This is a genomic window from Streptomyces sp. NPDC044033 (assembly GCF_056434425.1).
In genome coordinates this window covers 36,790-60,544 of sequence record NZ_JBWKFF010000020.1, presented here as the reverse complement: position 1 = coordinate 60,544, position 23,755 = coordinate 36,790, and the positions used below count along the sequence as shown (strand labels likewise).

22 protein-coding genes are annotated in these 23,755 nt (G+C 70.1%); 13 read left to right on the top strand and 9 right to left on the bottom strand.

The window, feature by feature from the left end; genetic code table 11:
* The first annotated feature begins 103 nt into the window (after positions 1-103).
* From AC07AB_RS30075 to AC07AB_RS30050, 6 genes are all read left to right on the top strand, one after another.
* Complete coding sequence (locus tag AC07AB_RS30075) at positions 104-796, top strand: hypothetical protein (protein WP_478573318.1); 693 nt, start codon at positions 104-106, stop codon at positions 794-796.
* Between the two features lie 569 nt (positions 797-1,365).
* Positions 1,366-2,091, top strand: coding sequence for a hypothetical protein (locus AC07AB_RS30070; RefSeq protein ID WP_478573583.1), 726 nt, complete (start codon positions 1,366-1,368; stop codon positions 2,089-2,091).
* 141 nt (positions 2,092-2,232) lie between these two features.
* On the top strand, positions 2,233-2,412 hold the full coding sequence (locus AC07AB_RS30065) for a hypothetical protein (RefSeq protein WP_478573317.1): 180 nt from the start codon (positions 2,233-2,235) through the stop codon (positions 2,410-2,412).
* A 216-nt stretch (positions 2,413-2,628) separates the two neighbouring features.
* On the top strand, positions 2,629-3,021 hold the full coding sequence (locus tag AC07AB_RS30060) for a BlaI/MecI/CopY family transcriptional regulator (protein WP_478573315.1): 393 nt from the start codon (positions 2,629-2,631) through the stop codon (positions 3,019-3,021).
* A gap of 9 nt (positions 3,022-3,030) precedes the next feature.
* Entirely contained in the window at positions 3,031-3,615 is a 585-nt protein-coding gene (locus AC07AB_RS30055) for an amino-acid N-acetyltransferase (protein WP_478573313.1), read from the top strand.
* Positions 3,616-3,824: 209 nt separating this feature from the next.
* Positions 3,825-4,160, top strand: a complete 336-nt coding sequence (locus AC07AB_RS30050; protein ID WP_478573311.1) for a histone-like nucleoid-structuring protein Lsr2 — start codon at positions 3,825-3,827, stop codon at positions 4,158-4,160.
* Here AC07AB_RS30050 and AC07AB_RS30045 read toward each other — a convergent pair.
* Positions 4,139-4,726 carry an SCO3374 family protein gene (locus tag AC07AB_RS30045; RefSeq protein ID WP_478573310.1) on the bottom strand — a complete coding sequence of 196 codons (588 nt, stop codon included), beginning with the start codon at positions 4,724-4,726 and terminating at the stop codon, positions 4,139-4,141. The genes AC07AB_RS30050 and AC07AB_RS30045 overlap by 22 nt on opposite strands.
* 452 nt (positions 4,727-5,178) lie before the next feature.
* Between AC07AB_RS30045 and AC07AB_RS30040 the strand changes: the two genes are divergently transcribed.
* The gene (locus tag AC07AB_RS30040; RefSeq protein ID WP_478573308.1) at positions 5,179-7,707 is read left to right on the top strand and encodes an ATP-dependent Clp protease ATP-binding subunit; all 2,529 of its coding nucleotides are present in this window, start codon (positions 5,179-5,181) and stop codon (positions 7,705-7,707) included.
* Positions 7,708-7,992: 285 nt separating this feature from the next.
* Here AC07AB_RS30040 and AC07AB_RS30035 read toward each other — a convergent pair whose 3' ends face one another.
* Both AC07AB_RS30035 and AC07AB_RS30030 read right to left on the bottom strand, forming a co-directional pair.
* Positions 7,993-9,726: an ABC-F family ATP-binding cassette domain-containing protein gene (locus AC07AB_RS30035; RefSeq protein ID WP_478573305.1), complete on the bottom strand. Its 1,734-nt coding sequence runs from the start codon at positions 9,724-9,726 to the stop codon at positions 7,993-7,995.
* 834 nt (positions 9,727-10,560) lie between these two features.
* Positions 10,561-11,139: a TetR/AcrR family transcriptional regulator gene (locus tag AC07AB_RS30030; protein ID WP_478573303.1), complete on the bottom strand. Its 579-nt coding sequence runs from the start codon at positions 11,137-11,139 to the stop codon at positions 10,561-10,563.
* A 105-nt stretch (positions 11,140-11,244) separates the two neighbouring features.
* On the opposite strand from AC07AB_RS30030, the gene AC07AB_RS30025 reads away from it, so the two are divergent.
* The gene (locus AC07AB_RS30025) at positions 11,245-11,691 is read left to right on the top strand and encodes an anthrone oxygenase family protein (protein ID WP_478573300.1); all 447 of its coding nucleotides are present in this window, start codon (positions 11,245-11,247) and stop codon (positions 11,689-11,691) included.
* 332 nt (positions 11,692-12,023) lie between these two features.
* Here the strand turns inward: AC07AB_RS30025 and AC07AB_RS30020 are convergent, their stop codons facing one another.
* Positions 12,024-13,229, bottom strand: coding sequence for an erythromycin esterase family protein (locus AC07AB_RS30020; RefSeq protein WP_478573297.1), 1,206 nt, complete (start codon positions 13,227-13,229; stop codon positions 12,024-12,026).
* Between the two features lie 58 nt (positions 13,230-13,287).
* On the opposite strand from AC07AB_RS30020, the gene AC07AB_RS30015 reads away from it, so the two are divergent.
* A complete protein-coding gene (locus AC07AB_RS30015) occupies positions 13,288-14,055 on the top strand; it encodes a TioE family transcriptional regulator (RefSeq protein WP_478573294.1) in 768 nt (255 codons plus the stop codon).
* A gap of 250 nt (positions 14,056-14,305) precedes the next feature.
* On the top strand, positions 14,306-14,845 hold the full coding sequence (locus AC07AB_RS30010; protein WP_478573292.1) for a GNAT family N-acetyltransferase: 540 nt from the start codon (positions 14,306-14,308) through the stop codon (positions 14,843-14,845).
* A 118-nt stretch (positions 14,846-14,963) separates the two neighbouring features.
* Here AC07AB_RS30010 and AC07AB_RS30005 read toward each other — a convergent pair whose 3' ends face one another.
* A complete protein-coding gene (locus AC07AB_RS30005; RefSeq protein ID WP_478573290.1) occupies positions 14,964-15,779 on the bottom strand; it encodes a helix-turn-helix transcriptional regulator in 816 nt (271 codons plus the stop codon).
* A 71-nt stretch (positions 15,780-15,850) separates the two neighbouring features.
* Here AC07AB_RS30005 and AC07AB_RS30000 point away from each other — a divergent pair, with 71 nt between their 5' ends.
* Together AC07AB_RS30000 and AC07AB_RS29995 are read left to right on the top strand one after the other, a co-directional pair.
* Positions 15,851-16,576 (top strand): SDR family oxidoreductase, encoded by a 726-nt coding sequence (locus AC07AB_RS30000; RefSeq protein WP_478573287.1) that lies wholly within the window; start codon positions 15,851-15,853, stop codon positions 16,574-16,576.
* A gap of 131 nt (positions 16,577-16,707) precedes the next feature.
* The gene (locus AC07AB_RS29995; RefSeq protein ID WP_478573285.1) at positions 16,708-17,343 is read left to right on the top strand and encodes a GNAT family N-acetyltransferase; all 636 of its coding nucleotides are present in this window, start codon (positions 16,708-16,710) and stop codon (positions 17,341-17,343) included.
* Between the two features lie 1,056 nt (positions 17,344-18,399).
* Here the strand turns inward: AC07AB_RS29995 and AC07AB_RS29990 are convergent.
* The 3 genes from AC07AB_RS29990 to AC07AB_RS29980 are packed head-to-tail and all read right to left on the bottom strand — an operon-like array spanning position 18,400 to position 19,719.
* Positions 18,400-18,591 (bottom strand): DUF397 domain-containing protein, encoded by a 192-nt coding sequence (locus tag AC07AB_RS29990; protein ID WP_478573283.1) that lies wholly within the window; start codon positions 18,589-18,591, stop codon positions 18,400-18,402.
* Positions 18,592-18,622: 31 nt separating this feature from the next.
* Entirely contained in the window at positions 18,623-18,817 is a 195-nt protein-coding gene (locus AC07AB_RS29985) for a DUF397 domain-containing protein (RefSeq protein ID WP_478573281.1), read from the bottom strand.
* Positions 18,818-18,828: 11 nt separating this feature from the next.
* Entirely contained in the window at positions 18,829-19,719 is an 891-nt protein-coding gene (locus AC07AB_RS29980) for a helix-turn-helix domain-containing protein (protein WP_478573278.1), read from the bottom strand.
* 215 nt (positions 19,720-19,934) lie between these two features.
* Here AC07AB_RS29980 and AC07AB_RS29975 point away from each other — a divergent pair, with 215 nt between their 5' ends.
* Positions 19,935-20,348 (top strand): ATP-binding protein, encoded by a 414-nt coding sequence (locus tag AC07AB_RS29975; protein WP_478573276.1) that lies wholly within the window; start codon positions 19,935-19,937, stop codon positions 20,346-20,348.
* Here AC07AB_RS29975 and AC07AB_RS29970 read toward each other — a convergent pair.
* A complete protein-coding gene (locus AC07AB_RS29970) occupies positions 20,329-23,706 on the bottom strand; it encodes an NACHT domain-containing protein (protein WP_478573273.1) in 3,378 nt (1,125 codons plus the stop codon). The genes AC07AB_RS29975 and AC07AB_RS29970 overlap by 20 nt on opposite strands.
* Positions 23,707-23,755: the final 49 nt, after the last annotated feature.

Here is a 23,755-nt window from a genome sequence, read left to right as displayed (position 1 = left end):
GTCGGGCCTCCGGGGCCCGGCCGAGGCAACCAACCCGACGCACGAACGGTCCTGTGGGCGGGCGGAGTTGCGGGAGCGGGCGAGGGGTATGGGGCGTATGGGCGTGAAGCGGAAGTTATGCCGTGCGGCGGTGGCCGTGGCCGCACTGGCGGCCGGCGCGGTCCTGGCGGCGGGGCAGGCCGACGCCGCCGACACCGCGCCGCCGGCCCAGGGCTCCGGCAGGTACGCGACCGTCGACTACCAGGCCGTCGGGCACGTGGTGGAGGGCAGGATCGGGCAGACCGTCCCCATCGAACTGGGCGTCAGGAACGGCGGCCCGGGTGTGGCGCACCTCAACGGCCGGACGGGGCAGGGCGCGGGCACGTACGCGGTCACACCGCCGGAGGGCACCACCATCACCTCGGGTGCCGGTTCCTGCGGGGCGACGGGCTCGCGGACGTACGTCTGCGCGATCGGGGCGCCCCTGCGCCCCGGCGATACGGACACGCTCCGCTTCGACGTCCGTATCGACAAGAAGGTGGAGGGGGCGGAGGGGGAGATCCGCGTGCTCGACCGCGCGGACGCGCCCCACGACCCCTACCCGGAGAACGACACGGCCCCGATCCTGACGGACATCGAGGACGGGAGGGCCGCGGAGGCCCTGACGGTCACCACCATGCCGTCACCTCCGGCGGCGGCCTTGGCCCTGGCCGACACGGGCCCCCACGACGCGCCTCTCCTGCTGACGATAGCGACGGGAGCCCTGGCCCTAGGCATAACAGCCACAACAACACCCCCACGCCGCCACCACCAATAACCCCACCCGCCGCGCGAGAACCCTGGGTTCGGCCCATCCAGCCCGCCCGGAGTTTCAGGACACCGAAGCCCAGTCGGGTCGCCTTCACCGACCCGCGTGAGAATCCCCGGGGCCCGGCCGTCCAGCCCGCCCGCCAGGACCCCGAGGCCCAGTCGGGCCGCCTCCACGCACCCGCGCGAGAATCCCCGGGACCCGGCCAATGCAGCCCGCCCGCCTCCACGAGCCACCCGCGTGAGAACTCCCGAGGCCCGGCCAATCCAGCCCGTCCGGCGATTGAGGACACCCGGGCCCGGTAGGGCGGCCTCCGCTCAGTCTCCGTACGGCCGCCAATTCAGCCCGTCCGGCGATTGAGGACGCTTGGCCAACCCGGGCCGCACCTGCCCACCCACTCAGCCCGTCCGGCGCTTGAGGACACACACGAAGAACGGCCCGGCGCCCCCACCTCCCCCCAAGGCCCCCAAACCTACCGAAAGCACCCGGCCACGCCCGACTAATACCTCCTAAACCATTTTTGTCCGCTAAGCACTTAAAGTCGCTCCATGCCCACGCCCTATGGACCCCGCGGCGGAATGGCGTTCAGCGCGGACGAGCTGCGTGTGCTCCGACGCGCCCTCGCCATCGCCCTTCAGCCCCACCCCGTCCCCGCCCCGATCGGCCCCGCACGGGCCGAGGAGGTCCAGGACTGCCTCCGACTCGCCGAGGCCGTGGACGAGGCGGTCCGTGAGGGAGGCCGGCTACGAGCCTTCCTCCTCGCCGACCTTGCCCGCTACCGCGCCGCCCTCCCCGGCTCCGCCCCCGGCTACCTGGAGCAGCTTGAGGACGCTCTGTCGGCCGGCTATCTGCCCCGCCCGGACGACCTCGCCGCCCTCCGCTCGCTCTGCTCCGATCCGTCCGGCGACGCCGAGGCCGACCGCCGCCGTGCCCTGCTGCACCGCTGCGAGCGGATCGCCGAGCGGTCCGTACGGGCCCGCCTCGCGGGACGTACCGCCGAGCCGGCGCCGCCCGCCCTCCCGATGTCGCGGCGCGCGCGGCTCCTCGCGCTGCCCGGGGGACGCGGCGCGCAGGCCGCCGACGAGGGCGCGCCCCGCCCCGCACCCAACCCGGCGCCCCGGCCCGCCGCCCCCGCGAAGCCCGGGACGCCGCAGCCCAAACGGCCCGCGCCCACCCCGGCCGAGGTCTTCCCGCCGCGCCGCCGCCCCGACCCGGCGGCGGCCCCGGACACGGCCCCGGACACGGCCCCGGACGCGGCACCGGCACCGGCCGCGGCGCCGGGTGAGAAGGCCCGTACGGCCTGACGCGCGCGGCCGGGGTGCGGCGCGACATGCCGGGCGGTCGTGCCGTTCCGCCACCCGGGCCGAGCGCGCCGGGTGCGGGTCGCTAACCTGGATGTCTCGCGCAGCAATCGCGGCGGCAGCCGCAGAAGGAGGCCGACGGCCATGGACTACGTCTCCGCGCTGACCCCGCCCCTGATTATGGCGGTGGCCTTCACCGCGCTGATCGTCGTAATCGTCAAGAGCCAGGGTGGCGCGAACAAGGGTAAGGAAGACGAGGCGGTCGACGCCGCACTCAAGCGCGCCGAATCCGCCCAGCAGGCGCCCAACGGCTCCGGGGCCTGATTTCACCCAGCGTTCCGCCCCGGGTTCTCCCCAGGGTTCCGCCCCCGCGTTCTGCGCGGGGTTCTGCCCGGCCCCGTCGGCGGCCGCCGCAACGGCATGCCGCCACCGCCCGTAACGAAGGGGCGTGTGGACCGCGATCACAAATCGCGGCCCGCACGCCCCTTTATGTCGCGCAAATAAACCGGCATTGGAGACATCTCCCACTATTATTCGCGTGTGCCTCGACGACTGGGTGATCTGGAAGACGCCGTCATGACGCGCGTGTGGGAGTGGAACCGTCCCGTCACTGTTCGAGAAGTCCTGGAAGACCTTCAGCGGGAACGCTCCATCGCCTACACCACGGTCATAACGGTGATGGACAACCTGTATCAGAAGGGTTGGGTACGCCGGGAAGTGGAAGGCCGCGCCTATAGATATGCCGCGGTCTCGACGCGGGCCGCCTACTCGGCCGCACTGATGAACGATGCCTGGTCCGTCAGCGACAACCCGGCGGCCGCTCTGGTCGCGTTCTTCGGGATGATGTCCGCCGAAGAGCGGGATGCCCTGCGGGATGCGATGCGGGTGGTGCAACTCGGGCCCGGCGACAGCTCCGGCGAGGCGGGGCGATAGCGTCCGGCCATGGCCGCACTATCAAAAGTCGTCACCGTCCGCCGGGCCAGGACCAGCGATGTACCAGCGCTCCGCAGGCTCATCGACTCGTACGTACCGGACGGCATCCTCCTCGACAAAGCCATGGTGACTCTTTACGAGGACATCCAGGAGTTCTGGGTCGCCGAGCGAGCCGGGGAAGCCGTCGAAGCCGCTGAAGTCGCTGAAGCCGCCGAAGCCGCCGAAGCCGCCGAAGACATGGCGGACGCCGAGGTCATCGGCTGCGGCGCGCTGCATGTGATGTGGGAAGACCTGGCCGAGGTGCGTACTCTCGCGGTCGACAAGAGCGTCAAGGGCCTCGGAGTCGGTCATCTGGTTCTGGACAAGCTGTTGGAGACGGCTCGGTGGCTGGGTGTGCGCCGTATTTTCTGCCTCACCTTCGAAGTGGACTTCTTCGCCAAGCACCGCTTCGTGGAGATCGGCGAGACACCCGTCGATGGTGATGTCTACAGTGAGCTGCTGCGTTCCTATGACGAGGGCGTTGCCGAGTTCCTGGGTCTCGAACGGGTGAAGCCGAACACCCTTGGCAACAGCCGGATGCTTCTGCATCTGTGATCGCGGGCTCTATGTCCGAATCGCGCCCCTATCACATGGCTCTGGAACGCGTGGTTCCCACGCGGAAGCCGAGGCGATCCATCCCCGGGGGTTTGTGTTTTTCCGGGAAAGGCGGTTTGCTATTCCCTCGTAGTGTAATTACTGGGGCAGCGACATGCGCTGCTATCGCCGTGGTCCCCAGATCCCCTTTTCTGTGAAAGGAATCCCCCGTGGCACAGAAGGTTCAGGTCCTTCTTGTCGATGACCTCGACGGTGGCGAGGCCGACGAGACCGTCACGTTCGCACTGGACGGCAAGACTTACGAGATCGACCTCACCACCGCCAACGCGGACAAGCTGCGTGGCCTGCTTGAGCCGTACACGAAGAGTGGCCGTCGGACCGGCGGTCGCGCCGCGGCCAGCCGGGGCAAGGCCCGTGCCGGCGCCGGCAGCAGCCAGGACACCGCGAAGATCCGCGCGTGGGCGAAGTCGAACGGTTTTGAGGTAAACGACCGCGGCCGCGTGCCCGCGACCGTGCGTGAGGCTTACGAGAAGGCCAACGGCTGAAACTCCGAGGGCTGACCGCTGCGAGCCCCCGCGGCACGTAGCAACCGGGCCCGGTGACACTCCGTCGCCGCCGCGCCCACGAGCCGTACGAGATCGGGGGCGCCCCCACCGTCCCCGAGGCCGGTGACCGGCAGCGTCGGCTCGACCTCGCACCCCGGTTCGGGAGGCCGTACCCATACGGTCTCCCGCGAGCCGGCGACCGCGCCCGGCGTCGGTGCGGCGATCCGGCCGCCCGGTCCGAGCACGGTCAGATCGAGGGCGATGCCGCCCCACTCCAGCCAGTCGAGCAGCCCCGGCAGCTCGTCGGCGCTGCCCGCGGCGACCAGCAGCCGCACGGCGCCCGCGCGTGGGTCGAACGCGACCGGACCGGTCCGCGCCACTCGCCGCAGCACCGCGAACCCGGCGTCGGAGGGCAGCTCCAGCACGTCGAACCGGACCCCGGTGAGCAGCTGTACGGGCTCCCCGGCCGAGCCACCCGTGGCCGGCCAGCCCAGCTCGCGCTCGTACCACCGCCGGACGGCGTCGAGCGGCGCCCTGGGGCGGGGCACAGGGACGGCGGAAGTCATGCTTGCTGCAACTGCCGCGAACCGGCAGAGGTTACGCTCGGTCCGGGCCCCGAAGCGAACCGTGATCGGCAAGGGGAGTTCGGAGGCGCCAAGGGGGCGTGCGGGTGTTCGCCCGTAGCGGATGGAATCCACCCGCGCGGCATGGACTGTCAGTGCTGACGGGTAAGACATCCCTAGTGGAGAGGGGCGGTCCGCGTGTCAGGAGGCTCGGCGTTCGCCATCGGCGTACTGGTGACGGGCGTATATGCCTGGCCTGCGGGAACATCGTCTCGCACCATCGGGTTGGAGCAGATGTCGGCTGTTCGGCGAATTGGTTTCCCTGCTGCGGTGGGGGTGATCCGGACGGATGTCGGCAGTTGGAATGAGCTGTCCCGTCCTACGGGACTAGCATGCGGAAGGACAGGGAGGGGACCGTCCCCGATCTGCCTGACCGCTCTGAGGAGCGATTAACGATGTTCGAGAGGTTCACCGACCGCGCGCGGCGGGTTGTCGTCCTGGCTCAGGAAGAAGCCCGGATGCTCAACCACAACTACATCGGCACCGAGCACATCCTCCTGGGCCTGATCCACGAGGGTGAGGGTGTCGCCGCTAAGGCCCTGGAGAGCCTCGGGATTTCGCTCGAGGCGGTCCGCCAGCAGGTGGAGGAGATCATCGGGCAGGGCCAGCAGGCCCCGTCCGGGCACATCCCCTTCACCCCCCGTGCCAAGAAGGTCCTGGAGCTGTCGCTCCGTGAGGCCCTTCAGCTCGGCCACAACTACATCGGTACGGAGCACATCCTGCTCGGCCTGATCCGCGAGGGCGAGGGCGTCGCCGCCCAGGTCCTCGTGAAGCTGGGCGCCGATCTGAACCGGGTGCGGCAGCAGGTCATCCAGCTGCTCTCCGGCTACCAGGGCAAGGAGGCCGCCACGGCAGGCGGTCCGGCCGAGGGCACGCCCTCGACCTCCCTCGTCCTGGACCAGTTCGGCCGCAACCTGACTCAGGCCGCCCGCGAATCCAAGCTCGACCCGGTCATCGGGCGCGAGAAGGAGATCGAGCGGGTCATGCAGGTGCTGTCCCGCCGTACCAAGAACAACCCGGTCCTCATCGGCGAGCCCGGCGTCGGCAAGACGGCGGTCGTCGAGGGACTGGCGCAGGCCATCGTCAAGGGCGAGGTGCCCGAGACCCTCAAGGACAAGCACCTCTACACCCTGGACCTCGGCGCGCTGGTCGCCGGCTCCCGCTACCGCGGTGACTTCGAGGAGCGCTTGAAGAAGGTCCTCAAGGAGATCCGCACCCGCGGCGACATCATCCTGTTCATCGACGAGCTCCACACCCTCGTGGGTGCGGGCGCCGCCGAGGGCGCGATCGATGCGGCTTCGATCCTTAAGCCGATGCTGGCCCGCGGCGAGCTCCAGACGATCGGTGCCACGACGCTCGACGAGTACCGCAAGCACCTGGAGAAGGACGCCGCGCTGGAGCGCCGCTTCCAGCCCATCCAGGTCGCGGAGCCGTCGCTGCCGCACACCATCGAGATCCTCAAGGGGCTGCGCGACCGTTACGAGGCCCACCACCGGGTCTCCATCACGGACGAGGCGCTGGTCCAGGCCGCCACCCTGGCCGACCGCTACATCTCCGACCGCTTCCTGCCGGACAAGGCGATCGACCTGATCGACGAAGCCGGCTCCCGGATGCGCATCCGCCGGATGACCGCACCGCCGGACCTCCGCGAGTTCGACGAGAAGATCGCCGACGTGCGCCGGGACAAGGAGTCCGCGATCGACTCGCAGGACTTCGAGAAGGCGGCCTCGCTGCGCGACAAGGAGAAGCAGCTCCTTGCCGGGAAGACGAAGCGGGAGAAGGAGTGGAAGGCCGGCGACATGGACGTCGTCGCCGAGGTCGACGGCGATCTGATCGCCGAGGTCCTGGCCACGGCCACCGGCATCCCGGTCTTCAAGCTGACCGAGGAGGAGTCCTCGCGCCTGCTGCGCATGGAGGACGAGCTGCACAAGCGCGTCATCGGCCAGAAGGACGCCATCAAGGCGCTCTCCCAGGCCATCCGGCGCACGCGTGCGGGCCTCAAGGACCCGAAGCGCCCCGGCGGCTCGTTCATCTTCGCGGGCCCGTCCGGCGTCGGTAAGACCGAGCTGTCCAAGACGCTCGCCGAGTTCCTCTTCGGCGACGAGGACGCGCTGATCTCCCTCGACATGTCGGAGTTCAGCGAGAAGCACACGGTCTCCCGGCTCTTCGGCTCCCCTCCCGGCTACGTCGGGTACGAGGAGGGCGGCCAGCTCACCGAGAAGGTGCGCCGCAAGCCGTTCTCCGTCGTCCTCTTCGACGAGGTGGAGAAGGCCCACCCGGACATCTTCAACTCGCTGCTCCAGATCCTGGAGGACGGTCGGCTGACCGACTCCCAGGGCCGGGTCGTGGACTTCAAGAACACGGTCATCATCATGACGACCAACCTGGGCACCCGGGACATCTCGAAGGGTTTCAACCTCGGCTTCGCCGGTGCGGCCGATGTGAAGACCAACTACGAGCGCATGAAGAACAAGGTCAACGAAGAGCTCAAGCAGCACTTCCGCCCCGAGTTCCTCAACCGCGTCGATGACACGGTCGTCTTCCACCAGCTGACCGAGGAAGACATCATCCAGATCGTCGACCTCATGCTCGCCAAGGTGGACGAGCGGCTCAAGGACCGCGACATGGGCATCGAGCTCAGCGCGGAAGCCAAGTCGCTGCTCGCCAAGCGGGGCTACGACCCGGTCCTGGGCGCCCGGCCGCTGCGCCGGACGATCCAGCGGGAGATCGAGGACATCCTCTCCGAGAAGATCCTCTTCGGTGAGCTGCGCTCCGGTCACATCGTGGTCGTCGGCGTCGAGGGCGAGGGTGACCAGCAGAAGTTCACCTTCCGCGGCGAGGAGAAGGCAGCCCTGCCGGACACCCCGCCGATCGAGCAGGCGGCCGGTGGCGCTGGGCCGACGAATCTGAGCAAGGACGCGTGACGCGTGGCGCCTGACGGCTGAGGGCTGCTGCCTGACGCTTGTCGGCGACATGTGAGGGGCCGGCCCCGGACCGTATATGACGGTCCGGGGCCGGTTTCTTTGCGTCCGGGGCCGCGGCTGTTCGTTCGTGTACGGGCTGGGGCTGGGGGCGGGGTCGGGTCCGGGGCGGGGTCGGGTGTGCCGTCGGCGTACGGGGCGGGGCGGATGCGCCGTCGGTGTACGGGGCCGGGGCTCAGGGGCTAAAGGGCTCAGGGGCCCTTAGCAGGCTCAGGAACCTCGGGAGCCTCAGGAGGCCGGGATGCGGGGCTCCGCCCGTACGCGCCCCCCTTCCAGCTCGACCCGTCGGCCCGTGAAGCGCCGGGTGAGCATCCGGTCGTGGGAGACGGTCACCAGCGCGCCCCGGTAGTGGGACAGGGCCTCCTCCAGGTCCTCGACCAGGGCGGGGGAGAGGTGGTTGGTCGGCTCGTCCAGCAGCAGCAGATCGACCGGGCGCCGCAGCAGCCGGGCCAGGGACAGCCGGCGGAGCTGGCCGACGGACAGGTCGCCCACCGGCGTCAGCAGGTCGGCCGGGCGGAACAGCCCGAGCCCGAGCAGCGCCTCGCGGTGCTCCTCGGGCGCGCCGGGCAGGGACTCGGCGTAGGCGGCCAGCAGGTCGGCGCGCGGGTCGGCGATCTCGCCGGTGCTCTCCTGCGGGAGCCAGCCGGTCCGGCGGGCGCGAGTGACCTGGCCCCGGTCGGGTTCGAGGGCGCCTGCCAGGACGCGTAGCAGGGTGCTCTTCCCGGCCCCGTTGGGACCGGTGACGAGTACGCGCTCACCGGGCCCGACCTCGAAGGAATCGACGTCGAGCCGGTCGCCCACCCGTACCCGGCTGAGGTCGGCCAGAGGATTCCGGCCGTCGGCCGACGCTCCTCCGGCCGCCGCCTCGCCGGTCGCCGCCCCTCCGGCCGGCCGTGCGGTGAAGCGCATCGGCTCCGGGGGCCGCGGAACGGGGTCTTCCGTCAGCCGTCGCAGCCGCTCCTTGGCGTTGCGCACCCGGGCGGATATCTGCTTCTCCACGTTCCGCTGATGCCGCTGCGCGGACCGCTCGGCGTCCCGGCGCGGCCCGGACGCCAGTACACCGGCGGCGGTGTGGGCGAGGGCGCGCTGCCGGTCCACTTCGGCGAGCCAGTTCTGGTGCGCCTGCTCCCAGCGGAGCCGGGCAGCCGCCTTCTCGCGCAGATAGCCCGCATAGCCGCTGCCGTGCCGGGTAACGGCGCGCCGTTCGGCGTCGACCTCCCACAGCGCGGTGGCGACGCGCTCCAGGAACACCCGGTCGTGCGAGACCACCAGTACGCTGCCGCGATGCCGGCGCAGCCGGTCCTCCAGCCACTCCAGCCCCGCCGCGTCGAGGTGGTTGGTCGGCTCGTCCAGCAGCAGCAGCTGCGGGGAGGCGGCGAGCAGGCAGGCGAGCCCCAGCCGGGACAGCTCGCCGCCGGAGAGGCTGCCGAGCACCCGGTCCCGGCCGATCCCGGACAGCCCCAGCCCGTGCAGGGCAGCCTCCACCCGGGCGTCGGCGGCGTAGCCGTCCCGGGCCTCGAACGCCTCGACGAGCGCGCCGTACTCCTGGAGCTTGGCATCGAGGTCGCCCGGGCCGCGCCCGAGTCCCTCCTCGACGGCGCGCATCCGCCCTTCGAGCCGCCGCAGCTCGGCGAGGGCGTGGTCGACGGCGCTCTGTACGGTGCCGTCGAGCGGGAGCTCCGGCGTCTGCGGCAGATATCCGACGCCGCCGGGGGCCTGTACGAGCACCTGCCCGCCGTCGGGCGCATCGACCCCGGCGATCATCCGCAGGAGCGTCGACTTACCGGAACCGTTCTCTCCGGTCACCCCGATCCGCTCACCCAGAGCGACGGACAGCCCGACCCCGTCCAGCACGGCCGGCCGCCCGGGCGCGGGGGCCCGTACGGCATCGGTCAGCACGACCTGAAAAACCTGAGGGGTCTGAGAGGTCTGAGAGGAGCGTGAGCGATATGAGTTCTGCATGTGCGGATCCACCTTCTCGGCAGCGAAGTAACCATGAGTAATGCGGGGTCACCGAGAGGAAGCCGAATGGCTGCGGACGGGCGTGAACGGGGGCCGCGAACGGATGTGGTCAGGTGCGGTCAGTTGCGATCCAAAGCGGTCGTATACGGCCGGTCGGATAGGGCCTGATGTATACGGCCTGACGGAAACGGTCTAACGGACCTGACGGATACGTGCCCGATTCGTTCCTGATACGGGCCGACCCAGGCGCACCGAATTGGCGGCGCGCCTGAGTCGCGCCGCGAGGGGCCAAGTAATCCGATCACTGCGGGTGCGGCACAAAACCGTACGACCCACTGCCGTCCGGGAAGCGCTACGGCTCCCGAAGGGGAATCAGACGAAGAAAAAACGCATATGCATGGGGACAGGCTAGCGGCGTTTGCGGATGGGGTCGCTCTATTTTCTGGGGCAGGGGGGAGGGGAGTGATGGGTGGGGCGGCGCTGTACTTCGGGGCGCGAGGTGAAACCCGTAGCGGACGGCGTACGAGACCGCGCCCGGCGGCAGCACCGCAGCGCCCTCAACTCCCTTCCTCCGACGTTATTTTGGGCCCGTATGGACTGAACTCGCATGGGTTGGAATCCCGGGTGCTTCGGCAGTCGGACCGCTGATGGTGGCGCCGGCGCGCGTATCGGGTCGTGATCATGATCATCGCAGCTTGCGGGGCGGGAGCCCTTCGGGGGTACGGGGCCGGCGATCCACGGCTGCGCCGTGTGGGCGCGAGTGACCGGAAGCGATATTGCGGGCGGGCCATCCCGGCGGGCGCGCAGCCGGGGGCCTCGGGTCCCGCCGTCGCGTCATGCCATGGCGAGCCGGTCCACCAGCAGCTCCACTCTCGGTCCGGCGTCCTCCGGCGGCAGCCGTCCCGCTCGGGTCAGGGTGGCCAGCCCGTGCAGGGCCGCCCAGAACACCTCGGTGAACAGCCCCGGGTTGACGCCGTCCCCGGCGACCTCGCCGAGGCTTTCCAGTAGGGCGGCGAAGGCGTCCTTCAGGGGTTGCGGGGTGCCCTCGTCCGCGAAGGCCAGGCCGCCGTCGAGCTCGAACATGGCGTCGTAGACCGCCGGGTTGCGTGCGGCGAATTCGAGGTAGGTGCGGGCGAGGGCGGTGACCCGGGTGCGAGGTCCGTCCGCGGCGGAGACCGCGGCCCGCAGTGCCGCGGCCACCTCGGCGGCGCCTTCGAGGGCGACGGCGCCGATGATCTCGCGCTTGCCGCGGAAGTGGCTGTAGAGGACGGGCTGGCTGTACTCGATGCGCTCGGCGAGCTGACGGGTGGTGACCGCGTCCCAGCCCTGCTGCTCGGCGAGTTCGCGGGCTGTCGCCACGATGAGGCGCTCGCGCTCCGCCCGTTCGCGCTGCTTGCGCTCCTGTACCGACATGGTTCGATCCTAGCACCGCTAGACAAGCGAGCGGCAGCAGTACTAGCGTCGACCCGTCAGCTAGCAGCGCTAGATATTCAATGCCGGACATCGGGATGGGTCATCATGCTCAGTGCACTTGAGGTGTTCACTACCGTGGTCGTCGGCGTGATGGTAGGGGTGGAGTTCTCCGTCGCCTTCGTCATCAATCCGATCCTCAACGCACTCCCCGCCGACAATGGCCTGCGCGGTCGCGCCCACGGGGCCCGGTTGCTCGGCGCCGTGATGCCGTTCTGGTACATCGGCTCGCTCGTCCTCGTCGCGGTCTGGGCCGTCACCGGCTGGCACCACCACGGCACCGGCCTCGTCACCACCGCCGGCGCGCTGCTGATCCTCAGCGTGGCCATGTCGATCCTGCTGCTCGTCCCGATCAACAACCGGATCAAGACGTGGACCGCCGATGGCCCGCCGGCCGACTGGAGGCAGCAGATGAACCGCTGGGACCGCCTGCACTACGTCCGCGTCGCCGTCATCATCGCCGCCTTCGCCCTGTTGGTCACCGCCCTCATCTGACCCCCCTTCGCGGCCCCCGTGATCAGGCCCTCCGGCAGGGTCTGGTCGCGGGGGCGTCACGCTACTGCCGGAAACGATGGGACACCGTCGGCCGGGCACCGGATTCCCGCGGTATCTCCCATCGCCTCCCGCCGGGCCTGAGCCGTCAGGCCGCGCTCTCGAACTGCTGGCGCAACGGCTCGGGGTACGGCTCGATGAACTTCCGTTCCAGGTCGGGCAGTTGCGCACGCTTGACGCAAGGCGATCTACCGGATCGAAGGTCAGCGTGAAGAGCGGCACGAAGATCGGTACCTGGGGAGGGCCCGCTCGTTGATCACGGCCCGGTGCGCGCCCTACTGCTTCGGGACGTCCTTGACGAACACGACGCCGTCGCTGTTCGCCAGGTGGCCCGGATCGAGCGGGGCGTAGCCGAACCAGGGGGACTCGCGGAGCGCGGGCCGCGAATCGCCGAGGGCGGTGGACAGCCGCCGGGCGTCGATGACGCAGCGGTCCTCCGGGAGCGCGTACAGGAGCCCTTCGAGGGTGTCCGGCGGCGGGGTGTCCACTCCCTGGTGCCGGATCGTGCCGAGGGCCGTGGCCACGAAGGCGTACTCCTCGCCCAGGTGGGCGCTGACGATGGAGCCGGCGCTCCACCACTTGAGCAGCGGGTGGTCCCACATCCGCATCGTGCTCTCCTCCCGCTGGAGATGGGAGTTGTGGGCGTGGGCGAGCGTCGGGCCCCGTTCGGCGACGGCGAGGAGGTTGTGGGCCATCATCTGGTCCCGCACACCCAGCAGCCGCGTCATGCGGGCGGGCGAGGTGTCGGCCATCCAGTGGTGGTACCGCAGCAGACCGGTGGCGGTACGCCCGTACAGGCGCGCCCGGTCCCAGCCGTCCCGCGAGGTCGCCGCGATCAGGTGCGGTGTCCGCGCGTCGAGCAGCGCCACCAGATCGTCGGCGAGCAGCCGCAGTTGACCGGCCTCGGCCGACTGCCCCACGGACTGGGACGGGTCCATCATCGTGGCGGGATCGGTCCACCGGTCGTCGGGGCCGAGCAGGCGGTCGAGTGTTTCCCCGGTGCAGGGGAGCAGGTCCGCGTCCACCTGAGCCGCGAGATAGCCGTGGAGCGCGGTGAGGGCCTGCCGGGGGCTCGCGGCTCCGGTGATCTCCAGCGGACCGTCGAAACCGGCGAAGCGGAGCCGGTCGGAGGTGGGTCGGCCGTCGTTGAAGTCCCGTATCCAGCGCACCAGTTCGCGGTTGGCCGCGGAGGCGCCGAATCCGTGGCTGAACCCGTGCTCCATCACCTCGTCGAGGGTGCCCGTGCCCGCGGTGACGTAGTCGTCCACGACCAGGCCCATCATGCAGTCGCTCTCGATCGCGATCGTCCGGTATCCCTCTTCCTCGACGAGCTGCTGGAAGAGCTCGTTGCGCAGGTCGAGCAGAGCGTCCTCGCCGTGGGTGGGCTCCCCCAGAGCGAGCAGCCGAGGCCGGGCCGAGAGCAGCCCCATGATGGCGGCAGCCTTGACGGCATGGGCAGTGTCCTTGAAGTCATTGTCCATACCCTCAACGGTATCGTTGAAGCCTCGGTGGAAACTTTTCTGCGATACGGTCGGCCTCATGGGGCGAAACCTTCAAAGCGGTATACGACTCAGGCCAGTTGATCTGGCGCGCGAGCACGGTCTGTCCACGCAGGCGATCAGGAACTACGAGGAGGCCGGCATCCTTCCGGCCGCCGGTCGCACACCCCACGGCTACCGCACCTACACCCCGTTGCACGCCGGGGCCCTGCGCGCGTTCCTCGCCCTGGTGCCCGGCCACGGCCACCAGGTGGCGACGTCGATCATGCGGGCCGTGAACCAGGGCGCGGCCGATGAGGCGTTCCGCCTCATCGACGAGAGCCATGCCCAGCTACTCGAAGACCGACGGACCCTCAAGGCCGTGGAGAGCGCCCTTCGTGACTTGGAGTCGGGTGTGGGGCGGGGGTCCGGAGCGGGTTCCAAGCCCGACGCGGGGCCTGGGGGTGTCGAGATGTCCGGGCCCGGCGGCACGTTCATCGGGCCGCTGGCGGGGCAGCTCGGAATCCGGCCCGCGACGCTGCGCAACTGGGAGCACGCCGGGCTGGTCCGTCCGCGTCGCGACCCGCGGACCGGGTACCGCGTCTACGACGAGGCCGACGTACGGGACGCCCGGCTGGCCCACCAACTCAGGCGCGGTGGCTACCTCCTGGAGCAGATCGCCCCACTGATCGCCCAGGTGCGAACGGCCGGCGGGCTGGAGCCGTTGGAGGCCGCACTGTGTGACTGGAGCGGCCGACTGAACGCCCGGGGGCGGGCGTTGCTGGCCGGGGCCGCCGAGCTGGAGGTTTACCTCAGTCGATGCGGATGAGATTTCGGCTGTGGGAATGGGCGTTGGCAGAGTCGTCCGTTGAGCCGTTGAGCCGTTGAGCCGTTGACTCGGCGAGCGATTGGCCGGAGGGCGCTGGTACGGGCTCGGGGCCCGGAGCGGGCGACCGCCGGAGTCCGACAAGGCGCACTGTCGCGAGCCGCGAGCCGCGAGCCGCGAGCCGTGCGCCGTGCGCCGTGCGCCGTGCGCCGTGCGCCATTCGGTTGATCTGACCTCCTGTTAGCGTGCGCCGATGGAAAATCTGGGACTTGTGACGTGGCCGCCTGAGCCGATCAGGACCGAGCGGCTCGTACTCCGTGAGCCCGAGGCGCGGGACCGCGCGGTGTTCATCGAGTTGCTCGCCTCGCCAGAGGTGCACACCTACCTCGGCGGCCCCCGGCCGCGTGACGAGCTTGAGCGCGAGACGCCCGAGGTGCCCGAGAGGTGGCCCGGGAGTTTCGTCGTCGATCTCGACGGGGTGATGATCGGCCAGATCCTGCTCAGGAGAGCAACGGGGCACCGTCGCCCGGCCGCCGCGGATAGGGCCGACCTCGGCTATCTGTTCCTGCCGCGGGCGTGGGGGTTCGGGTACGCCGCCGAGGCGTGCGCGGCGGCGCTCGGCTGGTTCGACGGCGTCCTTCCCGGCGAGCCGGTGGTGCTCACCACCCAGTCCGCCAACGTCGGTTCGATGCGCCTCGCGGCGAAGCTGGGGTTCACCGAAGTGGAGCGGTTCGAGGCATGGGGCGCCGAGCAGTGGCTCGGCATGCGGTCCACGGTCACGCCGTCCGGCTGAGTCCGTGACGTAACCGCTGGGGAGCGCCCGCCCATTCATTCGCGGGCGCGAGCGGTCCGCGACCGCGACGTGCCCGCGCGCGTGCCGGGCATTACCTCTGGGTCGTACGGCCTACGGCCTAGCTGTCCGCCGCGACCAGCCTGCGCAGAGACCGGGCCGAGGGAGATCCGGGGTCGGCCGTGATCAGGACGATTTCCTGGTCGTCCTCGGGTACGAGGAGCACGTCGCAGTTCAGCCGGAGTCTGCCCGCCGTCGGGTGATCGAGCGTCTTGGTGCGGTGGCCGGGGGCGTGGACCGGGCGGGTCTCCCAGAGCCGGTGGAACTCTGCGCTGCCGGTGCGAAGTTCGAGCAGCAGGGCGGCGAGCTGCGGATCGTGCGGGTAACGGTCGGCGGCCCGGTGCAGCCGTGCCACCACGATGCTCCCGAACTCCTCGAAGCTGGAGCTCTCGTACAACCGCCCCTCCCCGAGAAACCGGCGCCGGGCCAGATTCGCCGTCCCCCGCCCGAGGCCACCGCCCAGCAGGGCCTGGGCCAGCGGGTTCCAGGCGACGACGCCGTACGCCGCGTCGGTGACGATCGCGCCGGTCTCCGGCAGCCGCCGCAGCATCCGGGCCACATGCGGGCGAACGCTCCGTACGGCACCGGTGGCGGGCGGCGGCGTACCCGTTCCGGCCAGGCGGAACAAGTGGCCGCGTTCGGCCGGCGTCAGGCGCAGCGCCTGGGCCAGTGCGTCGAGGATGCGGGCCGACGGACGCGGGCCGCGCGCCTGCTCAAGCCGTACGTAGTAGTCGACAGACATGTGGGCGAGCTCCGCCACTTCTTCGCGGCGCAGGCCCGGAGTACGGCGCGGGGCGTCGGTGGGCAGACCCAGCTCGTACGGGCGCAGGGCCGCGCGGCGCTCCCGCAGGAAACGGGCCAGCTCCTGCCGCGCCATGAACTCTCCTCCCACTGCCTGGTACAGGTTGTCCCTGGCAGGCCGGGGGCCACCAGGGGACCGTGGCTGCCATGAACGATCGCACAGCACTCGTCACCGGTGCCAACAAAGGAATCGGCAAGCAGATCGCCCGCCTGCTCGCCGCGGAGGGCTTCGTCGTCTACGTGGGTTCCCGCGACGCCGGGCGCGGGCAGCGGGCCGCCGAGGAGATCGGCGACGCCGCGCGGCCGCTCGTCCTCGACGTGACGGACCCGGACAGCGTGGCCGCGGCGGCCGGGCGCGTGGACCGCTTGGCCTGCCTGGACGTACTCGTTAACAACGCGGGCATCTTGCCCTCGCTCGCGCCGCCGACGGAATCCGGTATCGAAGAGCTTCGCCGTACGTACGAGACCAATGTCTTCGGGGTCGTCACGGTGACCAATGCCTTCCTGCCCGCCCTGCGCCGCTCCCCGCGCCCTCGGATCGTCAACGTCTCCAGCGGGACGGGGTCGCTGGCCTGGAGTACGGGCCCGAATCCGCAGTTCGCGCACGGGAGCGGCGGGGCGGCGGCGTACCGGTCGTCGAAGGCCGCCCTCAACGCCCTCACCGTCCTGTACGCCAACACGCTGGCCGAGGAGGGTTTCAAGGTCAACGCGCTCGCCCCCGGCCTGCGGGCCACCGACCTCAACTCCCGCGCGGCCGCTGCGGATGGGGACCCGGCTGAGGCCGCTCGGGGGGCCGTACGGCTGGCGCTGCTGCCGGAGGACGGGCCGACCGGCGATTTCTTCTCGTGGGACGGAACGCCTGTGCCGTGGTGACGGGGGCAGGGCGCTGATGACCTAAACCGGATGCCGGGCGGGGTGCGGCTACGTAACATGCGCTACTGACATTTAGCTATTACGCGTTGCTGTTGCCGTTGCTGTTGTAGCTGTTGGTGGGGGTGAGCTTGATGGTTGCGGAGCTGGTCCGGACTTGGGTGGCGGGTTGGTCCGTGTCGCGGGCGACGCCGCCGCCGGTGGAGAAGCCCTGGGGGTTCTACATCGCGGTGGCCGGCAGCTCCCGGGAAGTGGGGCGGCATGTCCTGCCCGTGACCGATGAGGCGCTCGTCCGCAGCGCGGCCGCATCGGTGAGCGCGCCACGTACCTGGATGAAGATGCCGGGGGAGCCGGAGGAGGTCGAGCCCTGGCTGCTTCCTGGCTGGGTGATGGCCTCTGAGGAGACCGGCCACCTGATGGCGACCGATCTCGTGGCCACGAACCCGCTTGTGCCCGAGGGGTACACGGCGGTGGTGGAGGCCAGTGGGTCCGTCATCCACGTGCGGGTGTTGAGCGCGGCGGGTGAGCCGGCGGCCAGGGGGCAGGTCGCGGTGGTGGGGGAGGCCGGGATCGTGGACCAGGTGGAGACCGAGGAGGCCCATCGGCGGCGGGGGCTGGGGCAGTTCGTGATGCGCGCCCTCGCCGACCACGCCGTGGGGGAAGGGGCCGGCCTCGGTGTCCTCGGCGCGACGGACGCCGGGCGCGCGCTGTACGAGACGTTGGGGTGGAAGAAGCGCACCACTCTGGCGGAGTGCATTTATCGGCCTTGAGGGGTGGGGGCTGAGGCTTGGGTGCCTTGGGTGCCCTGGGGTTTGCGGCTTGGGGTTTGCGGCGTCCGGGGCTGGTGGGTTGGTTGCGCTGGTGGGGCTGCCGCGTGGGGCGGTATTGGGAGTGGTTGGGTGCGGGTTTCGTCTCGGACCCTTCGGGTCCAAGGCGCTGGCAGCGGGAGGGGAGGGGGGCGGCCTGAGGTTGGTTCGCTGCCTGCGGGCCGGTTGGTGGTTGGGGTCAGGACAGGCTCCGCTGCGCTCCGCCGCTGGCTGCTGCCGCGATCGGGTGTTGTGGGTGGCTCGGGCGGCGGGTTCGTCTCGGACCCTGCGGGTCCAAAGATGGCCGGTAGCGGCGAGGAGCGGGGCGGGCTGGGCTGGTTTGCCGTGCTCCCTTGGGGAAGGCCCAGGCCAAGTTGGGCGCGGGGGAGTTTGGTACCGCCCTATGACGTATGAAGCTCCGCAGGGTACGGCGAGAGGGCTGTTTACGAGACGGGTGTGATCCCAGGGGCGGACGTGGCGGCGTGGGGGCAGTTCGGCCTGATGTGCTGCGACAGAGGTGAGTTGGGACCCGTTGAAGTGCTTTTTCGGGGCCCTAACCGGGCAGTAACTGCACTCTATTGACCCAAGGAGCGGGCATACCGGGCATATAGGTACCTGGATGGCCATGGAGTCGGTCTGTGGCCCCTGACTGGTGGTCCCTTGCGCACAATTTGCCTGCGGCCAGGCCCCATCCCCTTGCTTTGGGCCCGAAGGGCCCGAGACGAGACGCGCGGCCGAAGCACTCGTCTCCACCTCATCGCGGCAGCAGCCAGCGGCGGAGCGCAGCGGAGCCTGTCTTGACCTCCGCCACCGATTCGCTCGCGCTCAGCGAACCGGCCCCCGCACCGCCCCCTCCCCTTCCGCTGCTGGCGCCTTGGGCCCGTAGGGCCCGAGACGAAGCCCGCAGCCGACCGAGCACAATGCCGCCCCACGCGGCAGCGGCCCCCGCCCCCGCCGGGGGTTCGCCGCCCTGCTCGTTCATGGGTCGGGGCCGTAGGCGCTGGGCCTTGGCCCGGTGGCTCAGTGTCGGTGATCGAAGGTGCCTGTGCGGATGGCGCGAATGAAGGTTCGGAGTTCGGGACGGGTCGCGGTGACGACTGCTTCGGGCTCGTCGCTTTCGCGGAGGTGGAGCCCGGCGGGGGACGCGGCGAGTTCTACGCAGTTGGCCTGGTTCTCGCTGAACGTGGACTTCTGCCAAGTCGGCTCCGGCATGGTGCCCTCCTCAGTGGGGTGGTGGCCGTGTTCAACTCGTGTGGTCGAGGCCGCCGTTCCCGATATATCGCAGGAACGCGCGGAGGCCGCCTCGGGTCGTGACGACAGCTGTGTCGGGTGCGTCGCTCTCGCGGAGGTGGATGTGGGTGGACAGTGCGGCTAGTTCGACGCAGTTGACGCCGGGGCCTTCGCTGAATGTGGATTTCTGCCAAGAGAGTTCAGGCATGGCGGTCTTCTCTAGTAGGTGTAAAGGACGTGATGGACCAGCCCCAGGGAGTCTTGTCTCTCGTGTAGCTCCTGGGATTCGGCCCCTCGCATCGGCGGCAGTGAGTTCTCGCTGAGGGCGTCGAGCGTCGCCTGGTACTGGGCGATGGTCTCAGCGCCGCTGAGCCGCAAGTTTGCGGAAGGATGTTCAGCGATGACCGTCTCAAGCCCGGGCACCCCTGAGCTGAGGAGGGTGAACGGTGCGCTGAACCAGCCCGAGCTGACGCCGGACTCGAACGGCAGGAACTGGATCGTCACGCCGGGCTTCGTGGAGGCCCGAGCGAGGTGCATGATCTGTTCCCGCATCACCTGCGCTCCACCCACCGCCACACGCAATGCCGCTTCATGGATCACGGCGTGAAACGTGACAGTTGGACCCGAGCTGAGGATCTCCTGCCGTTCCTTCCGGAACCTCACAAGCCTTTCGATCTCTTCGCGAGAGGCGCCGGGGCGACCTTTGCGGAAGAGGGTCCGCATATACGACTCGGTTTGGAGTAGACCTGGGATGATCAGTGTCTCGTAACTCTGGATCGCAGTCGCTTGTGACTCAAGTTCAGCGAGGTCCAGGGTGAACTGCGGCAGCTCCTTGCGGTAAGCGGACCACCACCCCTTCCCGCTGCTCTCTGACATCTCCACCAGCGCGTCAACGTACGGCTCATCCCTGACCTTGTACGCCTCGGCCAGCGCGCGCAGTCTGTCCGCAGGGATGGCGGTGCGGGCGGCTTCGATGTGGCTGAGGTGTGTGGCCCCCAGGCCGATCAGGGCGCTTGCGTCGCTGACGGACAGTTGCGCCTGGTCGCGCAACTTGCGGAGCTCCAAGCCGAGTCGGCGTTGTCGCTCGGTGATGACGGTTCGCAATGCCAAGGCCGGAGCCTCCCCTTGGGTGTGCTCTCAGTGTGCCCGTGGCGGGCGGTGGGGTCCACCAATAGCCGAGAGCAGGTTGCACTCATGATGAGACGAACTCTACTCTACGTGTCGTGACGCTCACACAGCGATGTCGGAAGCGTCTCAGTCGACATGCCCTCGCGGGAAGCGCAGCGCACCGCACCCCCCACTGCGAAACGCCATGGAGGCGTCTCATGGGCGTACGTACCGAACCGTCGCTGACCCACAGCGTGTTCACCCCCAGCACCCCCACCGCTCCCAAGATCTGCCGCGACTTCGTGCGCAGCGTTCTCGCCGCGTCCGAGTTGGATCACCTCGCCGAAGTGGCCGTGCTCTGCACCTCGGAGCTGGTGACCAATGTGCATCAGCACGCCAAGGGCGACGTTCTGCTCGTGGCCGCCGTCGAGCCCGCGCACGTACGGATCGAGGTGCGTGACGACGGGCCCGGGCTCACCGAACTCCCCGCTCCGCGACGGGCGGAGCTCGGTGATACGCACGGGCGCGGGCTCTTTCTCGTCTATGCCATGGCCGACCTGTGCGGGGTGACGGCCACCGCCGCCGGTGGCGGGAAAGGGGTGTGGTTTCAGCTCAACGTCGCTGAGGGGTGACGTCCTCGTCGGGTGCGCGGACCTCGACCCCCGGCGGCAGGCCGCTGAGGGTTTCTCGGACGAGATCGTGACTGAGCAGGTAGAGGACCGCGAGCTGCGGGCAGAGGCGGGCGATCTCCTCGACTCTGTGAGGCGAGAGGGAGCCCCGCTCCAGCCCGAGGGTTCGGACGGAGGGTAGGACGACATCGGCCGGGATGACGTCCAGGGATGCCGGGGTGATGCGGAGGTCGGACAGATCAGGCAGCGTGCCGAGTTCCGCCCAGTCGGCCGGGGTCTGCGGGCTGCTGGCCGCGCCGAGTTGGAGTTCGGTGAGGCCCGGCCACCACCGGCCGAGGCCGCACAGCCCGCCTTCGGGCCGGGTGGCGCGGGTGAGATGGAGGCGGCGCAGGGGCGCTTCGCCCGGCAGGTCTTCCAGCCGCCAAGCGGCCTGCGGCGGGAGTGTCAGGTCGAGTACGCGGGACGACGACGGCAGCCGCCGGATGAGGCTTCCGTGGTTCAGGTTGATCAGCCTGACGGCTGTCAGCGGCAGTGCGCCGATGCCCGACAGGTCGCGCAGCTCTGGGCAGTCCTCGACTCTGATCGATTGCAGCTCTGTCTGGCCGACGAGGAAAGAGAGGTCGGTGAGGAGCGTGTTCCCAAAGATTCTGATGTGGGTGAGGGTGGCGTCGCGCGCGTACGCGGTCAGCGCCTCGGCGGATACGTCGCCATGGACGTCCAGCATGGGACGCGTGCCGAGGGTCCGTAGCGCCCGTAGCTGTTCGTCCGACCGTACGGTGAAGTACAGGCCGGCGGGTTCCAGGTGGGCGATGATCTCTTGTGCGTACCGGTCCGTGTCGAACTGGTTCCAGGAGGTGACCAGTTCGACACGGACCACTTCCGACTCGTGCCGGGTGAACTGTGCCAGGAAGGGGATCGCCCGCTCGGACCCCACGTCGCATGCGATGGAGACGATGTTGCCCGCCGTCTCCTCGTCGAGCCCTTCCGGGCCGGGCAGCAAGTCCAGGACGAGCGGGCCCGCCGATGCCAGGGCGATGGCCTCGCCGACGTTCTTTGGCGGGATGAGGGTAGCGGTGCGCTGCTCGACCTCCGCGCGTACGGCCGGGTCGAGCTCGGACGCGTACTCAAGGCACGCCATCGACAGGAGGTAGCTGCGGGCCTGGTCCCGGCCGCCCTCCGCCCTGTCCCCGTGGGCCAGCAAGGCACGGAAGAGTTCGGCGCGTTCGCGCGGCCTGGCGTGCGCCACCGCCATGCGGATGACGTCCCCCCACTGGTCGTCCCCCGCGTTGCGGGCCAGCAGCCCGAAATCCCCCTCCTCCACGAAGGCCCGCGCCCCGAGGTAGTCCTGGAAGGTCCGGTGGATGAAGTCCACCGTCTCCGGCGACGTCTCGCGCAGCAGGCCGCTGCGGTGAACGAAGTGCTTGAGGAGGGTGCGCGCGTCGCACTGGGCGGCGGCCTCGCGGATGGCGGGCAACGCGTCCGTGATGATGGATTCGGCCCGGCTGCGTTCCATCTCCGTACGGCCGTTGCGGATGAGGTAGGAGGCGAGTTTTTGCAGGATCTGGATCTGCGGTTCCTCGCGCAGCTCCACCTCGGCCAGTCCGGTCATGGAGCGCTCGCGGTCGCGGCGGGTCAGCAGCATCGACAGGGCCGCGTCGTACAGCTCCTTGCGTCCGGTCGGCAGAAAACCCCGCCGGTCGCGGTGCAGGGCGCAGATCAGGCCGCACATCAGGGGGTTGGTGGCGAGTCGGCCCAGGTCCGGCTTGGCCGCGACGGAGCTGAGGAGCTGGGTCTCGTACGTAGCGAGCTGCGCGCTCTCCTCGGCGCTTGCTCCGACGCGGGCCGCCGTGTGCCAGCGCCGTACGAAGGAGGCGACCTCGACCCGCCCCATGGGCGCGAGGGTCAGTTCGGTGAAGCCGTCGGACGCCAGCCAGTCGTCGCGTACGGCCGAGGGGCGCGAGGTGATCAGCCAGCGGTTGCCGGGGTAGAGGTCGACGAGATCGCGTAGCCACGTGCGGGTGCGCGGCCGGTCGGCGTCGGGGATCTCGTCGACGCCGTCGATCAGCAGCAGCCCGCGTCCGGCGCGCAGCACGCGGTCCGCCCAGCCGTCGGGCTGGGCCCCGGCGAGCGGGGAGCCGGTCGCGGCGAGGAAGCGGTCGGGGCCGGGGGCGCGCTCGCCGTGGGTGGGGAGGGTGCGCAGGGGGAGTACGAACGGGATGCGGTCCTGGAGGTACGCCATGTGTTCGGCCAGGTCCTGGCCGGCGGCGGCGGAGACGGCCAGCCACTGGACGAGGGTGGTCTTGCCCGATCCGGCCACGCCGCGCAGCAGCACGCGGTCGTGGTGGATGAGCGCCTGGTCGGCGGGGAGCGGGGTGCTGGAGGTGAAGTGGCCGAGGACGGTGGGCTCGCCCGCGCCGTCGGGGTCGCCGAGTACGAGCTGATGGTCGCCGTCGGGCGGTACGGACCGCAGCGCCCTGCCCATCGCGCGAGTCAGGGCGGTGGACACCTCTTCTTCCGTCGGACGGGGGACCCCGCCGAGCGCTTCCCCGCCCCTCGAACCGGTGAGGACGCCCGGCGCCCCCTTCCCCCGCCACTCCCCGTACGCGTTGAGCGTCACCATCCGCCCCGACTCGTTCGCCCCCAGGCTCAGGTATGCCTTGGCCAGCTGCCAGCGGTCCGGGGAATTGGTGAAGTCGATGCCGTAGATCGTGAGCTTGCCGTGCTTCTGCGCGATGTGAGCGAGGTACCGGTGCTCGAAGGCGGTGTCCTCGTCCCCCGGGCGCGGGGTCCGGGCGATGAGGGCGTCCATCTTGGCGATCAGCTCGGCTATCAGGCCGCTCTGCTCCACCAGCGTCCGGGCCACGAAGGTGGAGCGCTGGGTGAAGAAGTGCAGGATGTGCAGGCAGGCGGTCTCCAGGACGGAGTCGTAGAGGTAGCGCGCGTCGGTGGAGAGGTGCCGGGCCGGGGAGCCCGCCCGGTCGCTTCGGTCGCTTCGGTCGCGGAGCCGCCGGGCGAGTTCCGTGTGGCCGAGGCGGACGGCCTGTACGTCGTCCATGTCCAGGGAGCCCAGCGCGTACAGGGCGTGGTGCAGGGCGCTGACGACCTCCTGGCGCTCGGGGGGCGGCAGCGCGTCGTGCGGTCCGGCGGCTCGTACGGCCCGGTCGACGAGGTGCGACGCGAGTTTGAGCACGTCCTCGCGCTCCAGCGTGCGCTTCTCGCCCCGGAAGGAGACCAGCCCCGATACGCGGACGGGTCTGTCGACCAGGCCGGCGCCGGGGCCCTCGTGCACGAACAGCTTCTTGATGAGCGGTGCGACGGCGCTGGACGCGAGCCGTGCTGCACCGGTGCTTGCGGGATCCACTCGCCCGTACCCCCAGGGACTGTGCGGCGCTTGCCGATCGGCAGCGTAC

Excerpts from the sequence above, each read along its gene's own strand:
- AC07AB_RS30030 (WP_478573303.1), bottom strand. The coding sequence starts at position 11,139 with ATGTCGGTACAGGAGCGCAAGCAGCGCGAACGGGCGGAGCGCGAGCGC.
- AC07AB_RS30065 (WP_478573317.1), top strand. The coding sequence starts at position 2,233 with ATGGACTACGTCTCCGCGCTGACCCCGCCCCTGATTATGGCGGTGGCC.
- AC07AB_RS30020 (WP_478573297.1), bottom strand. The coding sequence starts at position 13,229 with ATGGACAATGACTTCAAGGACACTGCCCATGCCGTCAAGGCTGCCGCC.
- AC07AB_RS29990 (WP_478573283.1), bottom strand. The coding sequence starts at position 18,591 with ATGCCGGAGCCGACTTGGCAGAAGTCCACGTTCAGCGAGAACCAGGCC.
- AC07AB_RS30045 (WP_478573310.1), bottom strand. The coding sequence starts at position 4,726 with ATGACTTCCGCCGTCCCTGTGCCCCGCCCCAGGGCGCCGCTCGACGCC.
- AC07AB_RS30055 (WP_478573313.1), top strand. The coding sequence starts at position 3,031 with ATGGCCGCACTATCAAAAGTCGTCACCGTCCGCCGGGCCAGGACCAGC.
- AC07AB_RS30070 (WP_478573583.1), top strand. The coding sequence starts at position 1,366 with ATGGCGTTCAGCGCGGACGAGCTGCGTGTGCTCCGACGCGCCCTCGCC.
- AC07AB_RS30000 (WP_478573287.1), top strand. The coding sequence starts at position 15,851 with ATGAACGATCGCACAGCACTCGTCACCGGTGCCAACAAAGGAATCGGC.
- AC07AB_RS29985 (WP_478573281.1), bottom strand. The coding sequence starts at position 18,817 with ATGCCTGAACTCTCTTGGCAGAAATCCACATTCAGCGAAGGCCCCGGC.
- AC07AB_RS30025 (WP_478573300.1), top strand. The coding sequence starts at position 11,245 with ATGCTCAGTGCACTTGAGGTGTTCACTACCGTGGTCGTCGGCGTGATG.
- AC07AB_RS30010 (WP_478573292.1), top strand. The coding sequence starts at position 14,306 with ATGGAAAATCTGGGACTTGTGACGTGGCCGCCTGAGCCGATCAGGACC.
- AC07AB_RS29975 (WP_478573276.1), top strand. The coding sequence starts at position 19,935 with ATGGGCGTACGTACCGAACCGTCGCTGACCCACAGCGTGTTCACCCCC.
- AC07AB_RS29995 (WP_478573285.1), top strand. The coding sequence starts at position 16,708 with ATGGTTGCGGAGCTGGTCCGGACTTGGGTGGCGGGTTGGTCCGTGTCG.
- AC07AB_RS30035 (WP_478573305.1), bottom strand. The coding sequence starts at position 9,726 with ATGCAGAACTCATATCGCTCACGCTCCTCTCAGACCTCTCAGACCCCT.
- AC07AB_RS30005 (WP_478573290.1), bottom strand. The coding sequence starts at position 15,779 with ATGGCGCGGCAGGAGCTGGCCCGTTTCCTGCGGGAGCGCCGCGCGGCC.
- AC07AB_RS30015 (WP_478573294.1), top strand. The coding sequence starts at position 13,288 with ATGGGGCGAAACCTTCAAAGCGGTATACGACTCAGGCCAGTTGATCTG.
- AC07AB_RS30040 (WP_478573308.1), top strand. The coding sequence starts at position 5,179 with ATGTTCGAGAGGTTCACCGACCGCGCGCGGCGGGTTGTCGTCCTGGCT.